Origin of the sequence: Agrococcus sp. ARC_14, assembly GCF_022436485.1 — a bacterium.
Taxonomy (GTDB): Bacteria; Actinomycetota; Actinomycetes; order Actinomycetales; family Microbacteriaceae; genus Agrococcus.
In genome coordinates this window covers 274,615-299,973 of record NZ_JAKUDO010000001.1, presented here as the reverse complement: position 1 = coordinate 299,973, position 25,359 = coordinate 274,615, and the positions used below count along the sequence as shown (strand labels likewise).

At 68.4% G+C, this 25,359-nt stretch carries 25 protein-coding genes and 2 tRNA genes; 7 read left to right on the top strand and 20 right to left on the bottom strand.

The window, feature by feature from the left end; translation table 11 throughout:
* Nucleotides 1–53: 53 nt before the first annotated feature.
* Entirely contained in the window at nucleotides 54–920 is an 867-nt protein-coding gene (locus MKD51_RS16270; RefSeq protein WP_240237367.1) for a rhomboid family intramembrane serine protease, read from the bottom strand.
* A gap of 7 nt (nucleotides 921–927) precedes the next feature.
* Nucleotides 928–1,467 (bottom strand): peptidylprolyl isomerase, encoded by a 540-nt coding sequence (locus tag MKD51_RS01515; protein ID WP_240237358.1) that lies wholly within the window; start codon nucleotides 1,465–1,467, stop codon nucleotides 928–930.
* Between the two features lie 142 nt (nucleotides 1,468–1,609).
* Here MKD51_RS01515 and MKD51_RS01510 point away from each other — a divergent pair, with 142 nt between their 5' ends.
* Nucleotides 1,610–2,209, top strand: a complete 600-nt coding sequence (locus MKD51_RS01510) for a hypothetical protein (protein WP_240237356.1) — start codon at nucleotides 1,610–1,612, stop codon at nucleotides 2,207–2,209.
* Between the two features lie 72 nt (nucleotides 2,210–2,281).
* Here the strand turns inward: MKD51_RS01510 and MKD51_RS01505 are convergent, their stop codons facing one another.
* The 18 genes from MKD51_RS01505 to dnaA all read right to left on the bottom strand — a co-directional run bounded on the left by MKD51_RS01505 (nucleotide 2,282) and on the right by dnaA (nucleotide 21,602).
* A complete protein-coding gene (locus tag MKD51_RS01505; protein ID WP_240237354.1) occupies nucleotides 2,282–2,467 on the bottom strand; it encodes a hypothetical protein in 186 nt (61 codons plus the stop codon).
* A gap of 17 nt (nucleotides 2,468–2,484) precedes the next feature.
* Complete coding sequence (locus tag MKD51_RS01500) at nucleotides 2,485–2,919, bottom strand: NUDIX domain-containing protein (protein ID WP_240237352.1); 435 nt, start codon at nucleotides 2,917–2,919, stop codon at nucleotides 2,485–2,487.
* Between the two features lie 9 nt (nucleotides 2,920–2,928).
* Nucleotides 2,929–4,884, bottom strand: a complete 1,956-nt coding sequence (locus tag MKD51_RS01495; protein WP_240237343.1) for a BCCT family transporter — start codon at nucleotides 4,882–4,884, stop codon at nucleotides 2,929–2,931.
* A gap of 121 nt (nucleotides 4,885–5,005) precedes the next feature.
* Nucleotides 5,006–6,397, bottom strand: coding sequence for a threonine/serine exporter family protein (locus tag MKD51_RS01490; protein ID WP_240237341.1), 1,392 nt, complete (start codon nucleotides 6,395–6,397; stop codon nucleotides 5,006–5,008).
* 71 nt (nucleotides 6,398–6,468) lie between these two features.
* Nucleotides 6,469–7,317, bottom strand: a complete 849-nt coding sequence (locus MKD51_RS01485; protein ID WP_240237339.1) for an NAD(P)H-binding protein — start codon at nucleotides 7,315–7,317, stop codon at nucleotides 6,469–6,471.
* A gap of 87 nt (nucleotides 7,318–7,404) precedes the next feature.
* Nucleotides 7,405–7,953, bottom strand: coding sequence for a TetR/AcrR family transcriptional regulator (locus MKD51_RS01480; RefSeq protein WP_240237337.1), 549 nt, complete (start codon nucleotides 7,951–7,953; stop codon nucleotides 7,405–7,407).
* Between the two features lie 123 nt (nucleotides 7,954–8,076).
* Nucleotides 8,077–8,149 (bottom strand) — tRNA-Ala (locus tag MKD51_RS01475).
* Nucleotides 8,150–8,176: 27 nt separating this feature from the next.
* Nucleotides 8,177–8,253, bottom strand: a tRNA-Ile gene (locus MKD51_RS01470).
* Nucleotides 8,254–8,314: 61 nt separating this feature from the next.
* Entirely contained in the window at nucleotides 8,315–8,722 is a 408-nt protein-coding gene (locus MKD51_RS01465; protein WP_240237335.1) for a DUF3566 domain-containing protein, read from the bottom strand.
* A complete protein-coding gene (gene gyrA, locus MKD51_RS01460) occupies nucleotides 8,719–11,370 on the bottom strand; it encodes a DNA gyrase subunit A (protein WP_240237333.1) in 2,652 nt (883 codons plus the stop codon). Before gyrA ends, MKD51_RS01465 begins: the two co-directional genes overlap by 4 nt.
* A gap of 15 nt (nucleotides 11,371–11,385) precedes the next feature.
* Nucleotides 11,386–13,446: a DNA topoisomerase (ATP-hydrolyzing) subunit B gene (gyrB, locus tag MKD51_RS01455; protein WP_240237331.1), complete on the bottom strand. Its 2,061-nt coding sequence runs from the start codon at nucleotides 13,444–13,446 to the stop codon at nucleotides 11,386–11,388.
* A 236-nt stretch (nucleotides 13,447–13,682) separates the two neighbouring features.
* The gene (locus tag MKD51_RS01450; protein ID WP_240237329.1) at nucleotides 13,683–15,104 is read right to left on the bottom strand and encodes a four-carbon acid sugar kinase family protein; all 1,422 of its coding nucleotides are present in this window, start codon (nucleotides 15,102–15,104) and stop codon (nucleotides 13,683–13,685) included.
* 80 nt (nucleotides 15,105–15,184) lie between these two features.
* The gene (locus tag MKD51_RS01445) at nucleotides 15,185–15,883 is read right to left on the bottom strand and encodes an FCD domain-containing protein (RefSeq protein ID WP_240237327.1); all 699 of its coding nucleotides are present in this window, start codon (nucleotides 15,881–15,883) and stop codon (nucleotides 15,185–15,187) included.
* A 45-nt stretch (nucleotides 15,884–15,928) separates the two neighbouring features.
* A complete protein-coding gene (locus MKD51_RS01440; RefSeq protein WP_240237325.1) occupies nucleotides 15,929–16,423 on the bottom strand; it encodes a DciA family protein in 495 nt (164 codons plus the stop codon).
* The gene (recF, locus tag MKD51_RS01435) at nucleotides 16,416–17,543 is read right to left on the bottom strand and encodes a DNA replication/repair protein RecF (RefSeq protein ID WP_240237323.1); all 1,128 of its coding nucleotides are present in this window, start codon (nucleotides 17,541–17,543) and stop codon (nucleotides 16,416–16,418) included. The genes MKD51_RS01440 and recF overlap by 8 nt, the downstream gene beginning before the upstream one ends.
* Nucleotides 17,544–18,431 carry a phosphogluconate dehydrogenase (NAD(+)-dependent, decarboxylating) gene (gene gnd / locus MKD51_RS01430; RefSeq protein WP_240237321.1) on the bottom strand — a complete coding sequence of 296 codons (888 nt, stop codon included), beginning with the start codon at nucleotides 18,429–18,431 and terminating at the stop codon, nucleotides 17,544–17,546.
* A gap of 29 nt (nucleotides 18,432–18,460) precedes the next feature.
* Nucleotides 18,461–19,603 (bottom strand): DNA polymerase III subunit beta, encoded by a 1,143-nt coding sequence (gene dnaN, locus MKD51_RS01425; RefSeq protein ID WP_240237319.1) that lies wholly within the window; start codon nucleotides 19,601–19,603, stop codon nucleotides 18,461–18,463.
* A 589-nt stretch (nucleotides 19,604–20,192) separates the two neighbouring features.
* Nucleotides 20,193–21,602, bottom strand: a complete 1,410-nt coding sequence (gene dnaA / locus MKD51_RS01420; protein WP_240237317.1) for a chromosomal replication initiator protein DnaA — start codon at nucleotides 21,600–21,602, stop codon at nucleotides 20,193–20,195.
* Nucleotides 21,603–21,934: 332 nt separating this feature from the next.
* Between dnaA and rpmH the strand changes: the two genes are divergently transcribed.
* From rpmH to rsmG, 6 genes are read left to right on the top strand one after another with little or no spacing between them, the layout of a single operon-like run.
* Nucleotides 21,935–22,072: a 50S ribosomal protein L34 gene (gene rpmH / locus MKD51_RS01415; RefSeq protein ID WP_240237309.1), complete on the top strand. Its 138-nt coding sequence runs from the start codon at nucleotides 21,935–21,937 to the stop codon at nucleotides 22,070–22,072.
* Nucleotides 22,073–22,079: 7 nt separating this feature from the next.
* Complete coding sequence (gene rnpA / locus MKD51_RS01410) at nucleotides 22,080–22,403, top strand: ribonuclease P protein component (RefSeq protein WP_240237307.1); 324 nt, start codon at nucleotides 22,080–22,082, stop codon at nucleotides 22,401–22,403.
* Entirely contained in the window at nucleotides 22,400–22,690 is a 291-nt protein-coding gene (gene yidD / locus MKD51_RS01405; protein ID WP_240237305.1) for a membrane protein insertion efficiency factor YidD, read from the top strand. The genes rnpA and yidD overlap by 4 nt, the downstream gene beginning before the upstream one ends.
* A 4-nt stretch (nucleotides 22,691–22,694) precedes the next feature.
* A complete protein-coding gene (gene yidC, locus MKD51_RS01400; protein ID WP_240237303.1) occupies nucleotides 22,695–23,660 on the top strand; it encodes a membrane protein insertase YidC in 966 nt (321 codons plus the stop codon).
* 5 nt (nucleotides 23,661–23,665) lie between these two features.
* The gene (locus MKD51_RS01395) at nucleotides 23,666–24,151 is read left to right on the top strand and encodes a R3H domain-containing nucleic acid-binding protein (RefSeq protein ID WP_240237302.1); all 486 of its coding nucleotides are present in this window, start codon (nucleotides 23,666–23,668) and stop codon (nucleotides 24,149–24,151) included.
* Between the two features lie 4 nt (nucleotides 24,152–24,155).
* Complete coding sequence (gene rsmG / locus MKD51_RS01390; protein WP_240237300.1) at nucleotides 24,156–24,806, top strand: 16S rRNA (guanine(527)-N(7))-methyltransferase RsmG; 651 nt, start codon at nucleotides 24,156–24,158, stop codon at nucleotides 24,804–24,806.
* Nucleotides 24,807–25,359 lie beyond the last annotated feature (553 nt).

Sequence of the window (25,359 nt, the reverse complement as noted above, 5' to 3'; positions counted from 1 at the left end):
CGAGTTACACGCGTGTAGTTTTCCCCAGGTGTGGATAAACCTGTGGAGAACGCTCAGAGCACGAGCGCGATCCGGAGCGCGAAGAGCGCAGCGAGCACGACGGCGACCCCGCCGATGACGAGCCAGGCTGCCTTCGTGGCCTGGTCGCCACGCATGCGCTTGTGCACCCATCCGATGCCGAAGCCCAACGCCAGCCCGATCACGAGCCCTCCGACGTGCGCCGGCCACGAGATGCCGCCGAACATGAAGGTGATGACCAGGTTGATGCCGACCATCACCAGCAGCGCGGGCTGCACGCGCCCGATCATGCGCTGCATGCCGATCATCATGCCGAAGAGCGCGTAGATCGCGCCCGATGCGCCGACCACCGCCGACATGGGCGTGAGCCAGGCGACCGCGACCGCCGCGCCCGCGGCGCTCACGATGTAGGCCGCGAGGAACGGCAGCCTGCCGATGCGCTGCTCGATGGCCGGGCCGACCATGTAGAGCACCATCATGTTGAAGGCGAAGTGCAGCACCCCCGCGTGCACGAGCGCGTAGGTGACGAAGCGCCATGGCTCGACGAGCGAGTAGCCCAGGAAGTACATGAGCTGGCTCGACAGGTCGCCCGGCAGGATCTGCATCGCGCCGACGAGCGCCGTCACCGCGATGATCGCGATGGTGACCGGTGCCGGCTGCGCGAGCCACTGCCGGACACGGCCACCGACCGCGGTGCGCGGGCGGCCGTTGGCGACCCGCGTCTCGCGCTGCAGCGTGCGCTGCTCCTGCGCGAGCTCGCGCACGCAGTCGGGGCAGCGGACGCCCACGGGCACCTGCTGCTGGCATTCGCCGCAGACCGTGCGCCCGCAGCGCGAGCACAGCACCCAGCTGACCCGGTCAGGGTGCCGGTAGCACCGATCGGCCGGCGCGGATGCGGTCACGGAAGGCTCAGGCCTGCTGGATCTCGACGGCCTCGATGACGACGTCCTCGAGCGGCTTGTCACGGCCGTCGGTCGCCACCGCCTGGATCGCGTCGACGACGGCCTGCGACGCCTCGTCCTCGACGAGACCGAAGATCGTGTGCTTGCCCTGCAGCCACGGCGTCGGGATGGTAGTGATGAAGAACTGCGAGCCGTTCGTGCCCTTGCCCGCGATCTTGCCGGCGTTCGCCATGGCGAGCACGTAGGGAGCGTCGAAGGTGAGGTCGGGGTGGATCTCGTCGTCGAACTGGTAGCCCGGGCCGCCGACGCCCTGACCGAGCGGGTCGCCGCCCTGGATCATGAAGTCGGGGATGATGCGGTGGAAGATCACACCGTCGTAGAGCGGCGCGGTCGACGTCTCGCCGGTGGCGGGGTGCGTCCACTCGCGAGCACCTGTCGCCAGGTCGGTGAAGTTCTTGACGGTCGTGGGAGCGTGGTCGCCGAGGAGATTGACCTTGATCTCGCCGAGATTCGTACGGATCGTTGCGACAGCAGTGTGGTGAGCCATGTGTCGATCCTCCCACAGCAGGGCGCTCCGAAGACGGTCTCCGGGGCTCGGTTCGACGACAGCGAAACCGCCCGACACTGGGTGACGTGCCCAGGAAAACCTGCAAGGATGACGCCCAGGCTTCGACCACGGAAGGACAGCCATGTCACTCGAACTCACGCGCAAGCGCGCGAAGGAGATCAAGAAGCTCCGCAAGCAGGCCGACAAGCTCTGGGCTGAGCAGCGGACCGTGAGCAATCACGCCGCTGAGATCGCCCGTCAGGCGAAGGATCAGGCACGTGCCTACGGCAACGAGTCGCTGCGGCCTGCCGCCGAGCGCGCCGTGCACCGTGGTGTCGACGCCGGCCGTGACGGACTCTCGAAGGCCACCAAGGGCTGGAACAGCACCGTCGTTCCCGCGATCGCCACGGGCCTCGGCTCGTTCGCTGCGATGGCACAGCTCGCCAAGGACGACCGCGTGAAGCACGCGATCGACAACGTGCGCCGCTACGCGACGGTGCCTGAGGTCTCGCCCTCCAAGGCGCAGCGCTCCGGCCCGAACGCGTTCCAGTGGGTGCTCATCGGTGTGGGCACCGTCGCCGTGGTCAGCGCCGCCTACGCCGCATGGCAGACGCTCCGTGCCGACGACGATCTGTGGATCCCGGACGCCGAGGACACCGCGGTCGACGCTCCCCCGCGCTCGGCGGGCCAGCCCTCCGGCGGCCTGGCGGACGGCCCGGAGGCCGGCTCACCGCAGGCCTGATCGAACGACACCGAAGGCCCCGCCACATGGCGGGGCCTTCGTCATGTCTGTGCGCGGTCGCCGCGCAGCGCCTCAGCGCAGCGTGACACCGATGATCACGAGGATCCCGCCGCCCACCAGCAGCCCGGCGGCGAGCAGGAACGAGCGCATCCGCCGTTCCGGCTCCCTGCCCTCGCGGATGGTGCGGAAGATGTCGATGCCGCTCACGACGCAGCAGGCGACCATGAGGCAGAAGCCGATGATGATGAGCGGATGCATGATGGCGGATGCGCGGGTCAGCGCAGCGGGCTGCCGTCGTCGTCGAGATGGCTGATCGCCCAGTCGACCGCGTGCACGTGCCGCAGCTCCGGCACCGCGGCCAGCTGGTGCCAGGCCACGTCGTCGGTGGTGCCGTCGACCTCGACCGCGAGCTCGCCGCCGGTGATCTCGGCGCGATAGAGGATGCGCAGGGCCTGCAGCTCGTCGCCGCGTGCCGTCGTCGGCAGCACCGCGGAGTCGACGCCCAACAAGCCGGTGAGCCGCACGTCGTAGCCGGTCTCCTCCTTGACCTCCCGCACGGCGCCGTCGGCCGGGTGCTCGCCCGGCTCGACACCGCCGCCCGGCAGCGTCCATCCGCTCATGCCGCTCTCGTTCCAGTGCGGCAGCAGGATCTCGCGCCCGTCGCCCTCACCCCTCGTGATGAGGGCGTAGGCGGCGACTCGCATGCGCATCAGGCCATCCTACGGCGACGGCTGCGGCGGGCGGCCCGCTTCGGGCGCGGCACCGGAGCCATCGGGGTCGTGGTCCGCTGACGCATCCGCTCGCTCCTCCGAGGACGCATCCGTCTGCGGCTCGGGCTCGTCGCGCGCCGCGGCCGCCTCGGCCTCGGGCAGCTCCTCGACCGGCTGCGTCGTCACGAGCTCGCCGACGCCCTCGCCTGGCGGCGACTGACCGACCGTGAGCTGGAAGTCGTCGCCGTGCTCGGTGACGCCGTAGACCACCGCGTGCTCGACCGCCGCCGCAGCGTATGCGCGGCGCACGACGACCGGATCCTGCGACAGGTCGCGCGCGAGCGCGATCGCAAGCCCGACCATGACGAGCACGAAGGGCAGCGCAGCGATGATGGTGATCTGCTGCAGGCCGTCGAGCGCATCCTCACCGCCGAGCAGCAGCATGATCGCGGCGACCGCGCCCATCGTGACGCCCCACAGCACCACCGTGCCGCGGTGCGGCTTGAGCGAGCCGCGGTGCGAGAGCGTGCCCATGACGATGGATGCGGCGTCGGCGCCCGAGACGAAGAAGATCGCCACGAGCACCATCACCACGATCGCCGTGATCTGCGCCCATGGCAGCTCGCCGAGCGCCGTGAAGAGCACGGCCTCCTCGGCGCCATCCGTGCCGAGGTCGACGCCGGAGAGCGACAGATCGATGCCCAGCCCGCCGAAGACGGCGAACCACACGAGCGAGACGAGCGTGGGGGCGACGAGCACGCCGGTGACGAACTGGCGCACGGTGCGGCCGCGCGAGATGCGGGCGATGAACATGCCGACGAAGGGCGTCCAGCTGATCCACCACGCCCAGTAGAAGATGGTCCAGCTCGAGAGCCAGTCGGCGACCTCTTGGCCGCCCGCGGCCTCGGTGCGCGAGGACATCACGGCGATCTGCTCGAAGTAGCCGGCGATCGTGGTGGGCAGCAGGTTGAGGATGAAGATCGTCGGGCCGACCACGAAGACGAACAGCGCCAGCAGGCCGGCGAGCACCATGTTGGTGTTCGAGAGCCACTTGATGCCACGCGAGACTCCCGAGACCGCCGAGATCACGAACAGGGCGGTGAGCACCGCGATGATGCCGATCAGCAGCGCGTTCGAGACCTCGTCGAGGCCTGCGACGATCTGCAGGCCGGAGCCGATCTGCAGCGCGCCGATGCCGAGCGAGGTGGCGGAGCCGAACAGCGTGGCGAAGATCGCGAAGATGTCGATCGCGCGGCCCAGCGGCCCCTCGACCACGCGCGTGCCGACCAGCGCCGTGAAGGCCGAGGAGATCAGCAGCGAGCGGCGCTTGCGGAACACGCTGTAGGCGAGCGCGAGGCCAACGACCGAGTAGATCGCCCACGGATGCAGCGACCAGTGGAACATGGTGGTCGCCATCGCCGTGCGCACGGCCTCGGTGTCGGTGCCGCCGCCGGTGCCGGGCGGCGGAGCGATGAGGTGGCTGACCGGCTCGGTGACGCCGTAGAAGACCAGGCCGATGCCCATGCCGGCTGAGAACATCATCGCGATCCACGACACGGTGCTGAACTCTGGTGTCTCGCCGTCGTCGCCGAGCGGGATGCGGCCGTAGCGGCTGAGCGCGATCCAGATGATGAAGATCACGAAGCCGGATGCCGCCAGGGCGAAGAGCCAGCCGGTGTTGTGCACGACCCACTCGAGCCCTGCGCCGGATGCGTCGCTGAGCGACTGGGTGCCCAACGCCCCCCACAGCACGAAGCCGAGGGCGACCGCCGCGGCGACGCCGAAGACGACCTTGTCGAGCGGACGCGGGTCGTCGCTGTCGTCGTCGGCCGGCGTCGGCGGCGCATCGAGCGCCGGATGCAGCGTCCGTGTCGCCTCGATCCCGTGCCGGATCCCCCGCTGCTCGCGCTCGGCATCCGTCGAGTCGTCGTGCCCGCCGACCGTGTGCTCCGTGTGCTCGCTCATCGTCCTCCGCTGCTCCCTGCCTGCTCCGGGACGCGTCGCTCCCGGCGGCCCGCGCCGAGGCGCGCCCGACGGGACCCCACCACGGTAGCCCTCCTGCGCCGCGAGCGCGAAGACGAGGGTGTCAGCGGATGCGGCCGCGGGAGCGCACGCGGCTCTCCATGGTGTCGCGCAGCGGTGCCCCGAGGAACAGGCCCAGCGACGAACCGGCGGCGAGCGCGATGCCGATCGAACCGGCGCCGATGAGCGTCGCGACGCCCAGCACGAGGCTCTCGGCGGTGCCGTCGGCCTCCACGAGCTCGAGCAGGCCTCGGAAGACGGCGGAGCCCGGCACCATGGGCACGATCGCGGCGGTGGTGACGGCGATCGACGGCACGTGCAGGCGGTGGGCGACGAGGATGCCGATGAAGCTTGCGATCAGGGCGCCGAACGCGCTCGAGACCGCTACGTCGAAGCCGCCGGCGGTCGCCGCCGTGTAGCCCAGCCAGGCGATGCAGCCGAGCACGGCGCTGACGACGATGGTACGCAGGCCGGCGCCGTTCCAGATGGCCACGGCGATCGCGATCACCACGACGCCGGCGAACTGCAGCGGCAGCGGGCCCAGCGCGGTGGCCCCGCTCGAGAGCACGAAGCCCATCCCCAGCGCTCGCGCGATCGACAGGCCGCCGACGATGCCGATCACGACGCCGAGCGTGAGGAGCGCGAGGTCGAGGATGCGGCCGCCCGCGGTGAGCGCGAAGCCGTCGATCGCGTCCTGGGCGGCGCCGACGACCGACATGCCCGCGAGCATGAGCACGATGCCCGCGGCGACGATGATCGACGGTCGTGCGTCCTCGAGCAGCGGCACGCCCAGCTGCGCCAGCCAGCTCGTCACCGCGGCGATCGCCGTGACCACGAAGGCGCCGACGATCTGGGCGAAGAAGAAGGGCACTCGCATGCGCGACATCAGCCGCTGCACCATGGCGGCGGCGCACGCGGCGAGGAAGGCGACGAGCGCGATGATCCACGAGGCGCCGAACAGCAGCGCGACGCCGACCGTCAGGACGCCCTGCGCGAGCACGATGAACGCCGGGCGATACATGAACGGCAGGCGGCGGATCGCGTGGAAGCGGCTGCGCGCATGCTCGAGCTCGAGGCCGCCCTCGATGTCGGCGACGAGCGCCTGCAGCTGCTGCAGCTTGGCGTGGTCGGGCACGGGCGCGCGCACGACCCGGATCAGCGTGATCGGCAGGTCGGTGTCGTGGCGGTGGTAGGAGACGCCGATCGAGTTGTAGGTGACGTCGACGTGCACGGGGCGGATGCCGAGCGCACCCGAGACGCGGATGGTCGCGAGCGCGACGTCGTTGGCCGAGGCGCCGACGGCGGTCAGCGCCTCGGCGATGCGCATCGCGAGGTCGATGACCTTGCGCGCATGCACCTCGTCGATCGTGAGGATGGCCTCGGTCATCGGCCGCGCGGACGCGTCTGTGCGGATCGCGCCCACGATCCGCTGCCGCCAGTCCTTGCGCCTGTCCATCCGGACCATCCTCGCACTGCCCGGTGTCTGGCTGCGACGCCCGACTCAGGCGCAGGAAGGGGCCGTCTCCGTCAGGCGCCCCGGAAGGCATCGGCGTGGTCGCGAGCGAAGTCGATGATGTCGCCAGCGGGGCGGGTGGTCAGGTCGGCGACGGCCGTCGTGACCTCGGCTGCCTCGCCGCGCGCGTAGTGCGCGAAGTCCTCCACCGCTCCCTCGAGCTGCCAGGGCGGCAGCCAGTCGGTCATGGCAGCCGCGAACTCCCGCGGAGAGACATCGCGATACTCGACGGAACGACCGATCGCTGTGGCGAGCGCAGCGGCGATCTCGTCGTGCGTCACCGCCCTTGGGCCGGTGAGCGTGTACGTGCCGTGCACGTCTCCGGTCAACGCGACGGCAGCGGAGGCGGCGATGTCCCGTGTGTCGATGACGCTCACGGCCGCGTCGCCTGCTGACGCTGCGAACCAACCTGCGGCGATGCTGCTCGCGAACCCGAGCAGCGACTGCATGTAGAGGTTGGGACGGAGGACGACGTGCGCGATCTCCGACTGCGCGAGATGCGCCTCGACGGCCGCATGCCAGCGCAGGAACCGCACGGGGGAGTCGGCCGTCGCAGCGAACTGCGACAGCAGCACCAGCCGGCCGAGGCCTGCGTCGCGAGCGATCTCCACGGCACGCATCTGCAGCTCGGCCGCCTCCTCCTCGGAGGGGCTGTTGAGGAACATCGCGTCGATGCCCACGAGCGCCTCGCGGAGGCTCGCGGGGTCCCGCAGATCGCCGACGACCGTCTCTGCGCCGGGGATCTCATGATCGGGACGTCGCGTCATCGCGCGGACGGCCGCGCCGCGGACGCCAAGCTCAGCGACGAGCGCGGAGCCGACGGTGCCGGTCGCCCCGAGCACCAGGACGGTGGGAGTTGTCATGGTCGTTCCTCCTGTTGTTGCGGGTTGAGAACGTGACCAGTCACTGCCGGCAGACCTGCGAGCGGCTCGGAGCGGACTCGTGTCGGCTCAGGATCCGGAGTCGAGGAAACGCTTCGCCCACGGCTCCTGGTCCGCACGCGCCGGGAGATCGATCGAGGCGGCGATCATGTAGAGCATCCCGTCGGCAAAGAAGTCGTGCGCGATGTCAGTGGTCACGCCGCGCATGGACTCGAGGGTCTCGAACGTCTCGCCGGTCCACCGCTGCATACGATCGCGGATGACGGCGTCGGAGCTCGCTGCGTATCCCTGCAGCACCATGAGCATGAGCTCGCGGTCCTCCATCAGCAAGCCCCACGCATCCGACATCGTGTCGAGCGGCGCCCCGGGATCCTGCGCGCCGAGGGTGAGCATCTCGCGCGCGATCTTCGCGAAGGCCTCCTCCAGCACGGCGACGAACAGGTCGCGCTTGGTGCGGAAGATGCGGAACAGATTGGGCTGCGAGATGCCGACCTCGGCGGCGATGGTCACGGTCGAGCTGCCGTGCAGTCCCTTGTGGCTGAACTCGGTGAGCCCGGCGATCAGGATCTGGGGCCGTCGCTCCTCGATCCCGACGCGTGGGGCTCTCGTGGTTGCCATGTTAGATAGTGAACACTCACTATCTAGCGCAGTCAACCCCGAGGGTCGAAGTCCTCGCGACGCGCTCCGCCGTTCCTCGAACAACGAGAAGACCCCCGGCCGTCATGGCCGGGGGTCGAACTGTGGAGCCTGGGAGAATCGAACTCCCGACATCCTGCTTGCAAAGCAGGCGCTCTACCAACTGAGCTAAGGCCCCGTGGCATCACTGCCGTGGGATTGTGCGTGGTGGGGCTACATGGACTCGAACCATGGACCTCTTCGTTATCAGCGAAGCGCTCTAACCGCCTGAGCTATAGCCCCGAGCACAAGCATCGACTCTACCATGCCGTGCTTCCCTCCCGGAACACCGTCCGGTGCCGCATCACTGGTTGGCGAAGCCGACCTGCAGGCCCCCGGTGAGGCGCACCGAGAGGTTGTAGATCACTGCGACAACGGCGCCCATCACGGTGATCACCACGAAGTTCAGCACCGCGACGAGCAGCGTGAACATCAGCACCTGCGGCAGCGACAGGATCGAGGTGATCTCGAAATCTGGTTGCGCCAGGATGTCGCGGAGCACGTTGTTGAAGCTGTCGAACAGTCCGACGACCTGCAGCAGCGTCCACATCACGAAGGTGACGACCAGCTGCACGATGCCGAGCACCAGGCCCAGGATCGCCGAGACCTTCATGGCCGACCAGAAGTCGACGTGCACGAGCCGCAGGCGCACCTGCTTGTTCGATCCGCTGCGACGAGGCGTCTTGCTCTGCAGCTTCTCGGCAATGCTCATTCGTCGTTCTCCTCAGTGGTGTCGGCGTCGGCGTCTGCGTCGTCCGTGGCGTCAACGATAGCGCCATCGACCTCCGCGTCGACGGTGCCTGCAGCGTCAGAGGTGGCGGATGCGTCGGCCGGCGCGGGCGCATCGGCCTCGGCGGCCGCCTCCACGACCTCTTCCTCCACGTTTCGGGCGATCTGGATCACCAGATCCTTCTCGGAGCGCTCCGCGAACTGCACGCCCATCGTGGTGCGGCCGGTGGCGCGCACCTCGTCGACGTGCGAGCGGATGACCTTGCCGGAGGTGCGGATGAGCAGCAGCTCATCGCCGTCCTGCACGATCGTCGCGCCGACGAGGGCGCCGCGATCGTGACCGCCGGAGGAGAACGTCAGCACTCCCTGCGTGCCACGGCCCTTCGTCGGGTAGTCGGTGACCGCGGTCTTCTTGCCGAAGCCCTGCTCCGTGACGACGAACACGTAGCCCTCGTCGCCGATGACCATCGCTGCGAGCGCCTCGTCGTCGCTGCGGAGACGGATGCCGCGCACGCCGCCGGTCGCCCGACCCATCGGGCGCAGCGCCTCGTCGGTGGCCTCGAAGCGAGCCGCGCGACCCTGCTTCGAGATCACCAGGATCTCGTCGTCCGAGTCGGCCAGCATCGCCGAGATCAGCCGGTCGTCGTCTGCGAGGTTGATGGCGATGATGCCGCCGGAGCGGTTCGTGTCGTAGAGCTCGAGCTTCGTCTTCTTGACCTGCCCGTGCAGTGTGGCGAGCACGAGGTAGTCGGCCTGCTCGTAGCTGCGGAGCGTGAGCACGGTCTGCACCTGCTCATCGGGCTGGAACGCCAGCAGGTTGGCGACGTGCTGGCCCTTGGCATCGCGGCCGGCCTCGGCGATCTCGTACGCCTTCATCCGGTAGACCCGGCCGAGGTTCGTGAAGAACAGCATCCAGTCGTGCGTCGAGTTCACGCTGAAGTGCCCGACGATGTCGTCGCTGCGCAGCTGCGCGCCCCTGACGCCCTTGCCGCCACGGTGCTGCGCGCGGTACTGGTCGATGCGGGTGCGCTTGATGTAGCCGCCGGTCGTCAGGCTGACGACGATCTGCTCCTCGGGGATGAGGTCTTCCATCGAGACGTCACCGCCGTAGCCGTACATGATCTCCGTGCGGCGGTCGTCGCCGAACTTCACGACGACCTCGCGGAGCTCGTCGATGATGATCGTGCGCTGGCGTGCCGGGCTGCCGATGATGTCCTTGTAGTCGACGATCTTGGCCTCGAGCTCGGTCGCCTCGTCCTGGATCTTCTGCCGCTCCAGCGCCGCCAGGCGGCGCAGCTGCAGCTCCAGGATCTCTGCTGCCTGCTTCTCGTCGACGTCGAGCAGCTGCATCAGCCCGGTGCGTGCCGCTTCGGTGGTGGCGGATCCGCGGATGAGCGCGATGACCTCGTCGAGCGCGTCGAGCGCCTTCAGATAGCCCTCGAGCGTGTGCATGCGCTCCTCGGCCTTGAGGAGGCGGAACTGCGTGCGCCGCACGATGACCTCGACCTGGTGGTCGGCCCAATGCGTGATGAAGCCGTCGATCGGCAGCGTGCGCGGCACGCCATCGACGATCGCCAGCATGTTCGCGCCGAAGTTCTCCTGCAGCTGCGTGTGCTTGTAGAGGTTGTTCAGCACCACCTTCGCCACCGCATCGCGCTTCAGCGTGATGACGAGGCGCTGGCCGGTGCGGCCTGAGGTCTGGTCCTCGAGATCGGCGATGCCCTGCAGCTTGCCGTCCTTGACGAGCTCGGCGATGCGATCCGCGAGCCGGTCCGGGTTCACCTGGTACGGCAGCTCCGTGACGACGAGCGCCGTGCGGTTGCCGACCTCCTCGACCGTGACGACGGCCCGCATCGTGATCGAGCCGCGACCCGTGCGATAGGCCTCCTGGATGCCCTTGGTGCCGAGGATCTGCGCACCGGTCGGGAAGTCCGGGCCCTGGATGCGCTCGATGAGCGCCTCGAGCAGCTCTTCCTTCGACGCATCCGGGTGCTCGAGATGCCAGATGGCTCCTGCCGCAACCTCGCGCAGGTTGTGCGGGGGGATGTTCGTGGCCATGCCGACGGCGATGCCCACGGAGCCGTTGACGAGCAGGTTCGGGAAGCGCGCCGGGAGCACCGAGGGCTCCTGTGTGCGACCGTCGTAGTTGTCCTGGAAGTCGACGGTGTCCTCGTCGATGTCGCGCACCATCTCCATGGCGAGCGGGGCCATCTTCGTCTCTGTGTATCGAGCCGCAGCGGCCTGGTCATCGCCCGCGGAGCCGAAGTTGCCCTGTCCGAGCGCGAGCGGGTAGCGCAGGCTCCACGGCTGCACGAGGCGCACCAGCGCGTCGTAGATGGCCGTGTCGCCGTGCGGGTGGAACTGCCCCATGACGTCGCCGACGACGCGCGAGCACTTGGAGAACGCCTTGTCGGGGCGGTAGCCGCCGTCGTACATCGCGTAGAGCACCCGGCGGTGCACCGGCTTGAGCCCGTCGCGGACCTCTGGCAGGGCGCGGCCCACGATCACGCTCATCGCGTAGTCGAGGTAGGAGCGCTGCATCTCGAGCTGCAGGTCGACCTGCTCGATGGCCCCGTGGTTGGGGGCGTCGCGGTCGAAGGGCTCGGCGGTGGGAGTCGTCTCGTCAGTCATCGTCTTCTCTCAGCCTCAGATGTCCAGGAAGCGCACGTCGTGCGCGTTCTTCTGGATGAAGGTGCGGCGCGCATCGACGTCCTCGCCCATGAGGGTCGCGAAGATCATGTCGGCGACGGCCGCGTCGTCCAGGGTCACCTGCTTCAGCGTGCGGGTCTCCGGATCCATCGTGGTCTCCCACAGCTCCGAGTAGTTCATCTCGCCCAGACCCTTGTAGCGCTGCACGCCGTTGTCCTTCGGGATGCGCTTGCCAGCGGCGTGGCCGGCAGCGAGCATGGCGTCTCGCTCACGGTCGCTGAACGCATACTCGGGCGCCGAGTTCGACCACTTCAGCTTGAACAGCGGCGGCGCGGCGAGATAGACGTAGCCGCGATCGATGAGCGGGCGCATGTAGCGGAACAGCAGGGTCAGCAGCAGCGTCGTGATGTGCTGGCCGTCGACGTCGGCATCGGCCATCAGCACGATCTTGTGATACCTGGTCTTGTCGGCGTCGAACTCCTCGCCGAGCCCGGCACCGAAGGCGGTGATCATCGACTGGATCTCCGCGTTGCCGAGCGCGCGGTCGAGCCGGGCCTTCTCGACGTTGAGCACCTTGCCGCGCAGCGGCAGGATCGCCTGCGTGTAGGGGTTGCGGCCCTGCACGGCCGAGCCGCCTGCCGAGTTTCCCTCGACCAGGAAGATCTCAGAGATCGACGGGTCCTTCGACTGGCAGTCCTTGAGCTTGCCGGGCATGCCGCCCGATTCGAGCAGGCCCTTGCGGCGCGTCTGCTCGCGCGCCTTGCGAGCGGCGATGCGGGCGGTCGCGGCCTGGATGCCCTTGCGCACGATGTCCTTCGCGACGGCCGGGTTCGACTCGAACCAGTGGCCGAGCTCCTCGCCCGTGACCTTCTGCACGAATGCCTTCGCCTCGGTGTTGCCGAGCTTGGTCTTCGTCTGGCCCTCGAACTGCGGCTCACCGAGCTTCACCGACACGATGGCCGTGAGACCCTCGCGCACGTCGTCGCCCGAGAGGTTCTCATCCTTCTCCTTGAGGAGGTTGGTCGCCCGGGCGTACTTGTTCACGAGCGTCGTGAGCGCAGCGCGGAAGCCCTCCTCGTGCGTGCCGCCCTCGTGCGTGTTGATCGTGTTCGCGTAGGTGTAGACGGCCTCCTGGTAGGAGCTCGTCCACTGCATCGCGATCTCGACCGAGATGTGGCGCTCCGTGTCCTCCGACTCGAAGTCGATGATCTCGACGTGCACCGGCTCGGCCTTCTTCGACTCGTTGAGGTGCGCGACGTAGTCCTTGAGGCCGTTCTCATACAGGTACTCATCCGCCCGCTGCTGCGGCGCGGCGGTGTCGTCGCCGTCGGGTTGGACGAGCGCCTCGGGGCGCAGATCCTCGATCGCGATGCGCAGGCCCTTGTTGAGGAACGCCATCTGCTGGAAGCGCTTCGCGAGCGTCTCGTAGTCGAACTCGATGGTCTCGAAGATGTCGGCGCTCGGCCAGAAGGTGACGATGCTGCCGGTGGTGTCGGTCGCCTCGCCGGTCTCGAGCGGACCCATCGGGTCGCCGACGGCGAACGACTGCCGGTGCACGTGGCCCTCGCGGTGGATCTCGACGTCGAGCCGCGACGAGAGCGCGTTCACGACCGAGGAGCCGACGCCGTGCAGGCCGCCGGAGACCGCATAGCCGCCGCCGCCGAACTTGCCGCCGGCATGCAGCACGGTGAGCACGACCTCGACGGTCGACTTCGACGGGTCGCTCGAATGCGGGGCGACGGGGATGCCGCGGCCGTTGTCGGAGACGCGGATGCCGCCGTCGGCCAGGATCGTGACTTCGATGTTGTCGCAGTGGCCGGCGAGCGCCTCGTCGACGGCGTTGTCGACGATCTCGGAGACCAGGTGGTGCAGGCCGCGCGGACCGGTCGAGCCGATGTACATGCCCGGGCGCTTGCGCACCGCCTCGAGGCCCTCGAGGATCTGGATCTGATCGGCGCCGTAGTCCCCCTGCTGGGGCTGCGGTGCCGGCTTCTTCTTCACCGTCTCACTGGGCTCTGGGGCTGACTGTCCTGGCTGTGCGTCGTGCTCGTTCACCATGGTTCTTCGCATCCGCCTTCCGCGCCATCCACCGGGACGGCGCAACCCTCCGATTCTACCCTGTCTGGCCCAGAAAGTCGGCCTCCACGCGCCTCAGAGGGCCGATCGGGGCTCCAGACGGCACGAAACCCTGCCACAACCTCGTTCTCGAGCGCAGGATGCCTCCACAGGCCTCCGTGGGCCGGTTCAGAATCGGTGACGATCCCCCGCTCAGAAGGATGCCGGATGCGGAGGCTTCAGTCGGCGAGCGTGCGGACCACCAGCGCGAGCGACTCGGTGGTGCCGACATTGCCGGCGAAGACGACGTAGGGGATGCCGATGGCGGGGCCGACCTGCGGCTGCCAGAGCGAGACGATCCCGGGAAGCATCGGGCCGACGACCTGCGCGCGACGGATCTCCAGCGCCTCGGAGGCGACGTCGCTCGAGGTGATGCCGCCCTTCGCGATGACGAAGCGCGGAGGCGTCAGCGCCAGCACGCGGGCGACGAGCTCGACGAGCCCGGCCGAGACCTGGCGCGCGATCTCCAGGCTCTCCTCGCCGTCACGACCGGTGACGAGCTCGCGGCTCGTGTGCACGATGACCGTGCCGCGCTCGATCGCGCGGGCCACCGCATCCGCCTGCGCCGTCAGGTGCGCATCGCGACGCTCGTCGATGAGCGAGCGCACGTCGAGCTCGATCGTGGCCGTGTCAGGCCTGTCGACCATGAGCGCTCCGAGCTGCGCCGTCGTGAGCGGCACGTGGCTGCCGACGACGACGAGGCCGCCGCGCTCGTTGGCGAAGTCGATCCGGTCGGCGGTGATCGGCTCGGCGATCGGCTGGCCGATGTGTGCGCGCAGGTAGGGCGGGCCGATGCGCAGCAGCGCCGTGACGCCCTCGCGGTCGAGCGCATGCAGCGCGAGCGCGACCTGCCGCATGTCGGTCTCTTCGACCGTGTCGACGGCGACCACGCTGCCGGCCGGCAGCGCGCGGAGGAACGCGACGACCGCATCCGTCCCCGATCGGATGATGCGGAGGGTGAGGGCGGCGACCTCTTCGCGAACGACCCGTCCCCCGGTCTTCTCCTCGACCCAGTCCCGCAGATCGGACGAGTGGTAGCCGAACGTGGCGTCTGCGGCGAAGGGCGTCTCGCCGACGGGCGTGGCCTCGCCGTCGACGACCCAGTAGTGGACGGCGTCGACCGTGATGCGGCCCGAGTCCGGGAATGCGGGCACCAGCATCGTGAGGTGCGGCGCTTCCCCGCCGTGCTCCGCCGCCGCCGCGCGCAGGACGTCGGTCTCGAGCGGGAAGTGCCCGCGCAGGGTCGAGTCGCTGCGGCTCACGAAGGAGACGCGCCGGCCGGCGCGCGCAGCGGCGGCCACGGCGACCGCGACGATCTCCCGGTTGCGCGCTGCTGCGTGCTCCTCGCTCAGCGAGCGCGAGTTCGTGAGCACGTAGACCGCAGGTGAGCCCTGCGCGAGTGCCCAGTCGAGATCGTCGCTCTCCCAGCGGGTGAGCACCGGCAGGCCGGCGACCGACTGCGTGCCGGTCGGGTCGTCGTCGAGGACGATGAGCACGAGATCGTCCGGCATCGCGGCGCCGACCTCGCTCGCCGGGATGTCGAGCGGCGCCGGGATGCCGGCCAGCAGCGCATCGATGTGCACGAGAACTCCCTTGTCCACGGGATCGGCAGAGGCGCGCGATCGGATATCAGATATCTTCGGAGACGGTGCCCTGGGTTGTCAACCCGCTCGTGCGGACCCTAGTCGTGCACGAGCGAGACGAGGTCGTCCTGCGTCTGCTGCATGTGGTGCGACATCGCGTCGCGAGCATCGACCGCGACGCCCGAGCGGATGGCGTCGAGCACCTTGCGGTGGTCGACGATCGCATGCTCGCGGATCTGCGGCACCGCGCTCGTCTCGCCGCGCGTCTCGGCCATCATCGAGGTCAGCGGCAGCATCGCCGCGATGAGGATGCGGTTCTCGGCCGCCCGCAGCACGGTGTCGTGGAAGACGAGGTCGGCGGCGACGAAGGCCTCGACGGCATCCGCCTCGTGGTGCGCGGTCATCTGCTCGAGCGCCGACTCGAGGGTCGCGAGGTGCTCGGCGGTGCGGCGCTCGGCGGCGAGCTGCGCGGCGCCCGTCTCGATCATCATGCGCACCTCCAGCAGCTCGATCGACGACCGGCGGCGCTGGCCGGCGCTGCGTGCGTGCCGCACCACGGCATCCATGCCGGTCCACTCCGACACCGGGGCGATGCGGTGTCGGCTGCCGGGCACCTGCACGATGACGCCCTGCGCCTGCAGCAGCCGCACGGCCTCGCGCATGGTGAGGCGTGAGACGCCGAACTCGATGGCCAGCTGCCCCTCGGGCGGCAGCTGCTCACCTGCGGTGAGCGCGCCGTCGATGATCGCGTCGAGCAGCTGGTCGACGGCGTCGTGGGTGCGCGATGGCCTGGGCATGTCTCCTCCTTGAGGCAGGTGTCAGACAGCGTAGCCGCCGCAGGCTCAACCCCACGTATCCCGCGGCCCCCGCCCCGGCACCGAGCGCCGTCCGCGCTGGAAGCTCGGCAGATCCGGCCCGATGAAGCGCACCGTCTCCAGTCCGCAGTCCGGGAAGCGGGCGAGGATGCGCGTCGTCGTCTCGGCGCGCAGGATGCGCATCTGCTGCGTCCACGCCGTCGACGCGCAGCGCACCGTGAGCACACCCCCCTCGAACGAGATCGGCTCGGTGCGGTCGGCATTGTCCTCCCCCACCAGCTCCGGCCAGTGCACCATCACATCAGCGCGGGCGAGCGTCGCGACCCAGCCGCGATCCTCTGCGAAGGTGGCGAGCACATCCCCCAGCCCTCGCGGGTCGCGGCCCTTGCCGAACGGCACCGACGCACCCGGATCCCGTTTGGTGCGGCGCCGGCCGTCGCGAGTGACCATGTCGGGGTTGCCCATCTTCGCCTTGAGCCGCAGCCACACGCGCTCCGGCTCCGTGGCTGCGAGCTCACGCATCAGGCACCGCCTCGCGCTCGTCGTCCGGCCCATCCTCGACGACCGCTCCAGCGTCGATCCGGATGCGGTGGTCTCGCAGGGCGCGCGGCACGTCTTCCTCGACGGCTGCCGTGATGAGCACCTGCTCGAACCCAGCGGCGGCCTCGGCGAGCCGCTGGCGCCGGCCGGCGTCGAGCTCGGCGAACACGTCGTCGAGGATCATGACCGGGTCGCCGCCGGAGCCGTCGCGGAGCAGCTCGGCGGAGGCGAGCCGGAGGGCGAGCGCGAACGACCAGGACTCCCCGTGGCTCGCGTAGTGGCGCGCGAGCAGCTCGTTGAGGTGCAGCTCGAGGTCGTCGCGATGCGGCCCGACGAGGCTGACCCCGCGGTCGAGCTCGTCGCGCCGGCGCTCGGCGAGCAGGGCCGTGAACGCCTCGGGCGTCTCGGGCACGTTGGTGACCAGGCTGATGCGCGCCTCGTGCTCGTCACCGGCCACCAGACGATAGGCGGCGTCGACGTGGGGGGCGAGCTCGGCGACGAGCGCCGTGCGCGTGCGCATCACCTCGAGGCCGAGCTCGACGAGCCGGCCGTCCCACACCTCGAGCGTGGTCAGCTCGTCCGGGCGCAGGCGGGCTGCCCTGGCACTCTTGAGCAGCGAGTTGCGCTGCTTCAGCACCCGGTCGAGATCGCTGTGCACGCCCGCGAGCCTCGGCGAGCGCATGACCGCGAGCTCGTCGAGGAACCGGCGGCGACCACCTGGGTCGGCGCGCACCAGCTGCAGATCCTCGGGGCTGAACAGCACCGCCTGCAGGTAGCGCGGCAGATCGCGGATGCGCACGGTCTGGCCATTGGCCTGCGCGCGATTGGCGCCGCGCACGTTGAGCTCGACATCGAGCTGGAAGGAGCGCTCGTCGTTCGTGACCGTGCAGCGGACGATCGCCTGCTGCTCCCCGGCCAGCACGAGCGCGACATCCGTCGGCACCCGATGGCTCGAGCCCGTCGCGATCCAGACGAGCGCCTCGACCATGTTGGTCTTGCCTTGGCCATTGCGGCCGACGAGCAGATTGGCGCCCGGCGCGAACTCGACGTCCGCCGTCCGGTAGTTGCGGAAGTCGGTCAGCGCGAGCCGACTGACGCGCATCTAGACCTGCTTGACCGCGTGACCGCCGAACTGGTTGCGCAGCGCGGCGACCGCCTTCATGGCGGGGCTGTCGTCCTGACGCGACTCGAAGCGAGCGAAGAGCGAGGCAGCGATGGCGGGCATCGGCACCGCGTTGGCGATCGCCTCCTCCACCGTCCAGCGGCCCTCTCCCGAGTCGTCGACGTAGCCCTCGATCTCCGAGAGGTCGTCATCCTCGTCGAGGGCGCGCACCATGAGGTCGAGCAGCCAGGAGCGCACGACCGTGCCGCGCTGCCACGCCTTGAACGAGCCGGCGACATCCTCGACCAGATCCTTGCGCTCGAGCAGCTCGAAGCCCTCGGCGTAGGCCTGCATCAGGCCGTACTCGATGCCGTTGTGCACCATCTTCACGTAGTGACCGGCGCCGACCTTGCCGGCGTGCACGAAGCCCTCCGCGCGCGGGCCCTCAGGGCGCAGCGCATCGAACACCGGCATCAGCTCCTCGATGTCTGCGCGCTCGCCGCCGACCATCAGGCCGTAGCCGTTCTCCAGCCCCCAGATGCCGCCGGAGACCCCGACGTCGACGAAGCGCACGCCTCGCTCGGCCAGCTGCGCTGCGTGGCGCTCGTCCTCGGTGAAGCGAGAGTTGCCGCCGTCGATGACGAGATCGCCCTCCGACAGCTTCTGCCCCAGCTCGGTGACCACAGCATCCGTGATCGTGCCTGCCGGCACCATCGCCCACACGACGCGGGGCGCCGGCAGCGCCGCGATCAGGTCGTCGACGGTCGCGACATCGCTGATCTCGGGATTGGTGTCGTAGCCCGTGACCTCGATGCCGGCCTGCTCCAGACGGGTGCGCATGTTGCCGCCCATCTTGCCGAGGCCGATCAGTCCGATGTGCGTCGTCATGGTGCTCCCTCGTCGCGAAGCTGAGTGGATCAGCGCAGCAGCAGGTTGGGCTGCAGCAGGTACTTGAAGTCGGTCGCCTCGGCGTCGTCGCGGGAGGTCTGCCCGCGGATCAGCATCGGGCCGGGCTTGTTCGTGTTCTCCGAATGCGTGAAGGAGACGCGCACGAACTCGGAGTGCGTCGCCTGGATGCCGTCGATGAGCAGCTGCGGCTTGATGGAGAGCACGATGTCGTCGCCCTCGAGCACGGCATCGATGATCTCGGAGGCCTGCGCCTGCTCGGAGCCGATCGCCTCGAGCTGCACCTGCCCCTCGCTGAAGGTGTAGCGGATGGCCGCCTCGGCGTCGAGCACGAGCTGCACGCGACGAGTGGCGTCCACGAGCTCTGAGGTGCTGACGACTGCGTGGTGGTCGGCGGTCTCGGGGAAGAGCCGGCGCACCGGCGGGTAGTTGCCCTTGATGAGCAGGCTCGTGACGGTGCGGTCAGCGGTGGAGAACGCGATCTGCTGCCGCTCCCCGGCCTCGCTCATCGTGATCTCGATGCGCTCTGCGCCGCCGAACGTGCGACCCACCTCCGTGAGGGTGCGGGCCGGCACCAGCGATGTGATCGCATCCGTCTGCGCACCTGCATCCCACTGGATGCTGCGCACCGAGACGCGGTAGCGGTCGGTCGCGATGAGGGTGAGCGTGGTGTCGGATGCCTCGAGCTGCACGCCGGTGATGACGGGCGTGACGTCTTCACGCGAAGCGGAGATCGCGACCTGCCCGATCGCCTCTGCGAAGGCCTTGCCCTCGACGACACCCGTGCGGCCCTCGACGGTCGGCACCGTCGGGTATTCCTCGAGCGGCATCTTCGCCAGCGAGAAGTTCGCGTTGCCGCAGCGGATCTGCACCTTGGTGCCATCGTCTTCGATGCGCACCTCGCGCTGCGGCAGCTTCGCCGCGATGTCGCTCATCATCTTGCCGGAGACCAGCACGACGCCTTCGGACTCGACATCCGCCTGCACCGAGGTGCGCGCCGACGACTCGAAGTCGAACGATGAGAACACGACGCCGTCGGGTGTCGACTCGATGCGCACGCCGCTGAGGATGGGCATCGTCGGCCGCTGCGGCAGCAGCTTGACGGCGAACGACACGGCATCGCTGAAGACATCGCGGTTGATGACGAACTTCACGGGTCTCCCTCGTTCACTGAGCAGATCCTTCGGCGCTCGTGGCGTCGCAAGACAATGTCGTGTCGCAGAGCGTGCACGGCGGTGTCGATTCTGGCACAGCCTGGGGATCCGTGGCCCGGCACCCCTTCGGACCGCAGCCGGTCATGGTTGGCAGCTCGCCCAATCCTCTTCTCATCAAACCTGTTATTCATAACCTCTGTGCAACCTGTGGAACCCGGGGCTTGTCGCGGCTCGGGCCATGGGAACTACAACCGTGGAAGTTGTAGAGCGACTGTTGACGCGCATCCCCACCTCGGTGGAGGGCGTCGGATGTGTCATGCGATGCCGCTCACAGGCTGCGTCCCGTTGTCCACAGGCAGACGCCTCTCTCCACAGGTCGAATCACATGAAGTGCACGTTGAGACTTTTGTTGCGATCCGCCTGCTCCTCCGACGGTCATCGAGTAGCGCGGAGCGCATATCGAGATGACGGTTGCCGGATGCGACGGTCCCCGACGCCCGAGACGGGCTCGCTGATGCAACGGTTTCCCGACGCCCGAGACGGGCGTCGGCGCTAGCAGGCGCGGAAGAGGCCAGAAATGGCCTCTCCCTCAAGCGCCCGCGCGCTGCCGGATCCGAGCGGTCAGCTCGGTGACCTGCGTGTAGACCGAGCGGCGCTCCTGCATGAGCTTCTCGATCTTCTTGTTCGCGTACATCACGGTGGTGTGGTCTCGGTTGCCGAACAGCTGGCCGATCTTCGGCAGCGACATGCTCGTCATCTCGCGGCAGAGATACATGGCGATCTGCCTGGCGAGCGCGATGGTCTGCGATCGAGATGAACCGTGCAGGTCGTCGACGGTGAGCTTGAAGTAGGCAGCGGTGTGGCTGATGATGTCGCTCGGGGAGACCGGCGCCTCCTCGTCGAACGAGAAGAGATCCTTGAGCACCGTCTGGGCCAGCTCCATCGTGACCGGCAGCCGGTTGAGGCTCGCGAACGCGGTGACGCGGATGAGCGTGCCCTCGAGCTCACGGATGTTCGACTGCACCTTCTCGGCTATGACCGACAGCACCTCCGCCGGGATCTGGATCCGCTCGGCCTCCGCCTTCTTGCGCAGGATCGCGATGCGGGTCTCGAGGTCGGGCGCTGTGACATCGGTGATGAGGCCCCACTCGAAGCGGCTCACCATGCGGTCCTCGAAGCCCTGCAGATGCTTCGGCGCGACATCCGAGGTGATCACGACCTGCTTGTTGTGGTCGTGCAGCGTGTTGAAGGTGTGGAAGAACGCCTCCTGCGTCGACTCCTTGCCGCGCAGGAACTGGATGTCATCGATGAGCAGCACGTCGACCTCGCGGTAGCGCTGCTGGAACGACTGGTTCAGGTTGTTGGCGATCGAGTTGATGAAGTCGTTCGTGAACTCTTCGCTCGAGACGTAGCGGACACGGATGCCGGGGTACATGCCCTCGGCGTAGTGGCCGATCGCGTGCAGGAGGTGGGTCTTGCCGAGCCCCGAGTCGCCGTAGATGAACAGCGGGTTGTAGGCCTTCGCCGGCGTCTCTGCGACAGCGAGCGCTGCGGCGTGCGCGAAGCGGTTCGATCCGCCGATGACGAAGTTGTCGAACACGTACTTCGGGTTGAGGCGCGAGTCGACACGCCGCTGGCTCGTCTCGCCAGGATCCCGTTCGTAGCTCGTGACCTTCGCCACGATCGGCTCTGAGTCGGGGTCGTCGATGAGGTCGGGCAGCGGCTCTTCGCGCTCGAGCTCGGTGTTCACGACGATCTTGAACTGGGAGATCTCCACAGCGTTCTCCACAAGCGCTTCCGTGACGGGAAGGCGGAGTCGCTGCTCGAGCATGTCGCGCGTGAGGTCGTTCGGGACGTCGAGGTAGAGCACGCTCCCCATCACGCCCTGCGGCTCGACCAGGTCGAGGAATCCGCGCAACGAGAGGGGAATGCGACTGTCGGTCTCGAGGGTCGCCAGGACGGAGGACCAGAGTTGTCCGGTGCTGTCGTCCGGGGCCATCGGGTGCGGTTCCTCTCCGCGAGCAGTCGCGTGACGGGTGGTGTCCACACCATTATCCACAGGTTGCTGGGGAAGAGAGGACCGCCCTGAGCGGTGCCCCTGGCACCTGCCGCGGCGCGGATTCATAGAGTCTGCACGCATAGTGCATCGCGTGCAAGTCCCGATGTCACACGCTCGGCGTGGCGTGAATCGCAGTCTGTCCTCGTTGACCCCGGGGCCCGGTTCGCGTATGCTCGTCAGGTTGCCGCGCCCGCAGTGCGGCGCATCGTCGAGCCCGTTGGCTCGCCACCATGACTTGCGGCGCGGTGAGCGCCGGACCACGGGAGAACACCATGAGCAAGCGCACGTTCCAGCCGAACACCCGCCGTCGCAGCAAGAAGCACGGCTTCCGCCTCCGCATGCACACGCGTGCCGGTCGCGCCATCCTCGCTGCGCGCCGTCGCAAGGGTCGCACCGAGCTCTCGGCGTAGCACCGAGGTGCTCGCGAAGGCGAACCGGATCGTGCGCGGAGACGACTTCCGTCGTATCGTCCGCACCGGTCGTCGCGCGGGCTGTGAGCTCGCGGTGGTGCACCGCACGGAACCCGAAGCGGCAGTCGCCCGCTTCGGGTTCATCGTTTCCAAGAAGGTCGGCAACGCCGTGATCCGCAATCGTGTGAAGCGCCGTCTGAGCGAGATCGTGCGCGCCGAGCTCGGCGACATCGAGACCTCCGACATCGTGATCCGCGCGCTCCCAGCGGCGGGCACGGCCGATTTCGCTACACTGAGTGCCGGCATCGCGCCGCTGCTGGTGCGTCGGTGAAGAGTCTCTGGCTCCTGCCGCGCAACATCTGCGTCGCGATCCTCGTCGCCTACCGGGCAGTGATCTCACCGCTCTACGGCGACGTGTGCCGCTATTACCCCAGCTGCTCCCAGTACGCCATGCAGGCGATCCAGCAGCACGGGGTGGTGCGCGGCATCTGGTTCGGTGTTCGACGCATCCTCCGCTGCCACCCGTGGGCGGCAGGCGGGGTCGACGACATCCCAGAACCGCGTGAGCGGTTCGCAACGACTCGGGTGGGATTCGTGCTCGCCCGCAAGGAGCAGTGACAGCTTGGACATCTTCGCCCTGCTGATGTGGCCCATCAAGTGGGTCATCGAGGCGATCCTCGTCGGCTTCCACACGCTGTGGACCGCGATCGGCTTCAGTGACGGCTCAGGCCTGACCTGGGTGCTCTCCATCGTGGGCCTGGTGCTCGTGATCCGCAGCGCGATGATCCCGCTGACGGTTCGGCAGATCGTCTCGTCGCGCAAGTCGCTCGAGATCCAGCCTGAGATCCAGCGGATCCAGAAGAAGTACAAGGGCAAGAAGGATCAGTTCTCTCGCGAGGCGATGCAGCGCGAGACGATGGCTGCGTACAAGAATGCCGGGACCAACCCCTTCGCGTCGTGCCTGCCGCTGCTGATCCAGATGCCGATCTTCCTCGGCCTGGTGCAGGTGCTGACGGACGCGAACCAGCAGAAGCCCGGTGTCGGCCTGCTCACGGTCGAGCTCGCCACGCTCTTCAGTCGCTCGACGCTGTTCGACGTGGTGCCGCTGCACATGACGATGCAGGCGGGCTTCCAGACCGGCAGCATCCCCGTGATCATCACCGCGATCATCCTCACAGTGATCATGTGCGCGACGCAGTTCTACACGCAGCTGCAGATCATGACGAAGAACCAGACGCCGGCGATGAAGGAGTCGCCGATGTACAAGCAGCAGCGCATCCTGCTGTACATCATCCCGGTGTTCCTGCTCGTCTCCGCCTGGCTGTTCCCGCTCGGCACGATGTTCTACTGGCTGGTCTCCAACATCTACACGCTGGTGCAGCAGCTCATCATCATCAACAAGCTGCCGACGCCAGGTTCCGAGGCCGCTCTGGCACGTGAGGCGCGCCTTGCCCGCAGGCGCCAGCGCATGGGCCTGCCGGCTGCCGACGACGCGGATGCGGCGGAGCCGACGCCCGAGATCGACACGAAGACGCAGCGGAATCAGCCGAGGTCGAAGCGGCCCAAGTCTGCGCGAGAAGAGGACTGAGCAGCATGACGAATCAGGACACATCGGTGCAGGACGAGCAGACGACCCCCGATGAGGGCGAGATCGCCGCAGACTACATCGAGGGCCTCCTCGACATCGCCGATCTGGATGGCGACATCGAGATCGAGCAGACGGATGCACGCACGACCATCGTCGTCGGCGAGACCGGCGATGAGCTCGGCGGGCTGTCGACCCCCGACGTCGTGTCGGCGCTGCAGGAGCTGACGCGGCTGGTGGTGCAGCAGCAGACCGGCGAGTTCTCACGTCTTGTGCTCGATGTCGCGGGTTCCCGTGATGCACGCGCGGAAGAGCTGCAGGCCCTCGTGGATCGTGCAGCGGCGTCGATCGCGGGCGGTGCCGAGCGCGTGCCGCTGCAGCCGATGTCGTCGTACGAGCGCAAGCTGGTGCATGACCTCATCCGCGAGCGTGAGCTCTCGAGCGAGTCCGAGGGCGAAGCCCAGGACCGCCACATCGTCGTGCTCCCCGCTTGAGGCGATGACCGACTCCACTCCCCCGGCCGTCGAGGGCGAGCCTGCTGCAGCCACTGCGCTGTTCGGCGACCGCATCGAGCTGGCTCGCTCGTACACGGCGTCGCTCGCAGCGCACGGCGAGACGCTCGGCCTGATCGGGCCTCGCGAGCTGCCGCAGCTGTGGAGTCGACATATTCTCAATTCAGCATTGTTGGCGCCGCTGCTCCGCGGTCGCGTCGGGGATGTGGGCTCCGGCGCAGGCTTGCCCGGGCTCGTGCTCGCGATCGCCCGTCCGGATGTGTCACTGACGCTCATCGAGCCCATGGAGCGGCGCACCGACTGGCTCCAGTCCGAGGTGGATCGGATGGGCTTGGACAACGTCACGGTGCTGCGCGCGCGGGCCGAGGATCTGCCCGGGTCAAGCGCCCTGAAGCCGCTCGACCAGGTGACGGCGCGTGCTGTCTCGGCGCTTCGCACCCTGATCCCGTTGACCGCTCCCCTGGTCCGCAGCGGTGGCCAGCTTGTGCTGATGAAGGGCGGCCGCGCTGAGGACGAGATCGCCGCGGCACAGAAGGTGATCCGGAGGCACAGGCTGCAGGACGTCGAGGTGCTTGAGCTGGGCGTCGAGCACGGACTCGAGCTGACTCGCGTGGTGCGCGCAGTCGTCGATCCTTGATTCTCGTGACGTGGATGCGCGGGCGGTGTGGGTCGGGTCCTACACCGCCCGCAGTGTTTCACGTGGAACATCGCGCCTCGGATGGGCGACCGGACTCTGACGGCGCAGGGCACGACAACGGGCTCTTGTCGTGAGGCTCACGCTTGCCGGGTCACGCGTGGGCCGATGCCACGACTCTGGGCCACCTGTCCCGGCATTGCGCCCTCCGCCGGCGCAGCGCCATATGCCTCCTGCTCGTGTTGGTTCTCAGGATTGCTCCTCCAACGCCAGAGCCGGTTTGACGGTTGCCACGGAGCCGAAGCATCTCTGCGACGGGAGCCGAAGCTCGCGCGCATCCAATCCCGGTGGCGGGTGGTGCGCGCAACAGTTCGCGCGCTCCGAGCGCCGGAATGTTCCACGTGAAACATCGATGACTTACCCACGCGTGGCGCGGCAGCGGCGCGCATAGATTGAGTGAGTGCGCAGTATCGGCGCAGATGGTGCGACACGGTGCAGGAGGTCGGAGTCGATCCATAGGTTTCACGTGAAACATACGCTCGATCGAGATCGCCGC

Bases quoted from the DNA above. Each gene is read 5' to 3' on its own strand.
- MKD51_RS01515 (WP_240237358.1), bottom strand. From the start codon at position 1,467: ATGGCTCACCACACTGCTGTCGCAACGATCCGTACGAATCTCGGCGAG.
- MKD51_RS01510 (WP_240237356.1), top strand. From the start codon at position 1,610: ATGTCACTCGAACTCACGCGCAAGCGCGCGAAGGAGATCAAGAAGCTC.
- MKD51_RS01505 (WP_240237354.1), bottom strand. From the start codon at position 2,467: ATGCATCCGCTCATCATCATCGGCTTCTGCCTCATGGTCGCCTGCTGC.
- MKD51_RS01500 (WP_240237352.1), bottom strand. From the start codon at position 2,919: ATGCGCATGCGAGTCGCCGCCTACGCCCTCATCACGAGGGGTGAGGGC.
- MKD51_RS01495 (WP_240237343.1), bottom strand. From the start codon at position 4,884: ATGAGCGAGCACACGGAGCACACGGTCGGCGGGCACGACGACTCGACG.
- MKD51_RS01490 (WP_240237341.1), bottom strand. From the start codon at position 6,397: ATGGACAGGCGCAAGGACTGGCGGCAGCGGATCGTGGGCGCGATCCGC.
- MKD51_RS01485 (WP_240237339.1), bottom strand. From the start codon at position 7,317: ATGACAACTCCCACCGTCCTGGTGCTCGGGGCGACCGGCACCGTCGGC.
- MKD51_RS01480 (WP_240237337.1), bottom strand. From the start codon at position 7,953: ATGGCAACCACGAGAGCCCCACGCGTCGGGATCGAGGAGCGACGGCCC.
- MKD51_RS01465 (WP_240237335.1), bottom strand. From the start codon at position 8,722: ATGAGCATTGCCGAGAAGCTGCAGAGCAAGACGCCTCGTCGCAGCGGA.
- gyrA (WP_240237333.1), bottom strand. From the start codon at position 11,370: ATGACTGACGAGACGACTCCCACCGCCGAGCCCTTCGACCGCGACGCC.
- gyrB (WP_240237331.1), bottom strand. From the start codon at position 13,446: ATGGTGAACGAGCACGACGCACAGCCAGGACAGTCAGCCCCAGAGCCC.
- MKD51_RS01445 (WP_240237327.1), bottom strand. From the start codon at position 15,883: ATGCCCAGGCCATCGCGCACCCACGACGCCGTCGACCAGCTGCTCGAC.
- MKD51_RS01440 (WP_240237325.1), bottom strand. From the start codon at position 16,423: ATGCGTGAGCTCGCAGCCACGGAGCCGGAGCGCGTGTGGCTGCGGCTC.
- recF (WP_240237323.1), bottom strand. From the start codon at position 17,543: ATGCGCGTCAGTCGGCTCGCGCTGACCGACTTCCGCAACTACCGGACG.
- gnd (WP_240237321.1), bottom strand. From the start codon at position 18,431: ATGACGACGCACATCGGACTGATCGGCCTCGGCAAGATGGGCGGCAAC.
- dnaA (WP_240237317.1), bottom strand. From the start codon at position 21,602: ATGGCCCCGGACGACAGCACCGGACAACTCTGGTCCTCCGTCCTGGCG.
- rpmH (WP_240237309.1), top strand. From the start codon at position 21,935: ATGAGCAAGCGCACGTTCCAGCCGAACACCCGCCGTCGCAGCAAGAAG.
- MKD51_RS01395 (WP_240237302.1), top strand. From the start codon at position 23,666: ATGACGAATCAGGACACATCGGTGCAGGACGAGCAGACGACCCCCGAT.
- rsmG (WP_240237300.1), top strand. From the start codon at position 24,156: ATGACCGACTCCACTCCCCCGGCCGTCGAGGGCGAGCCTGCTGCAGCC.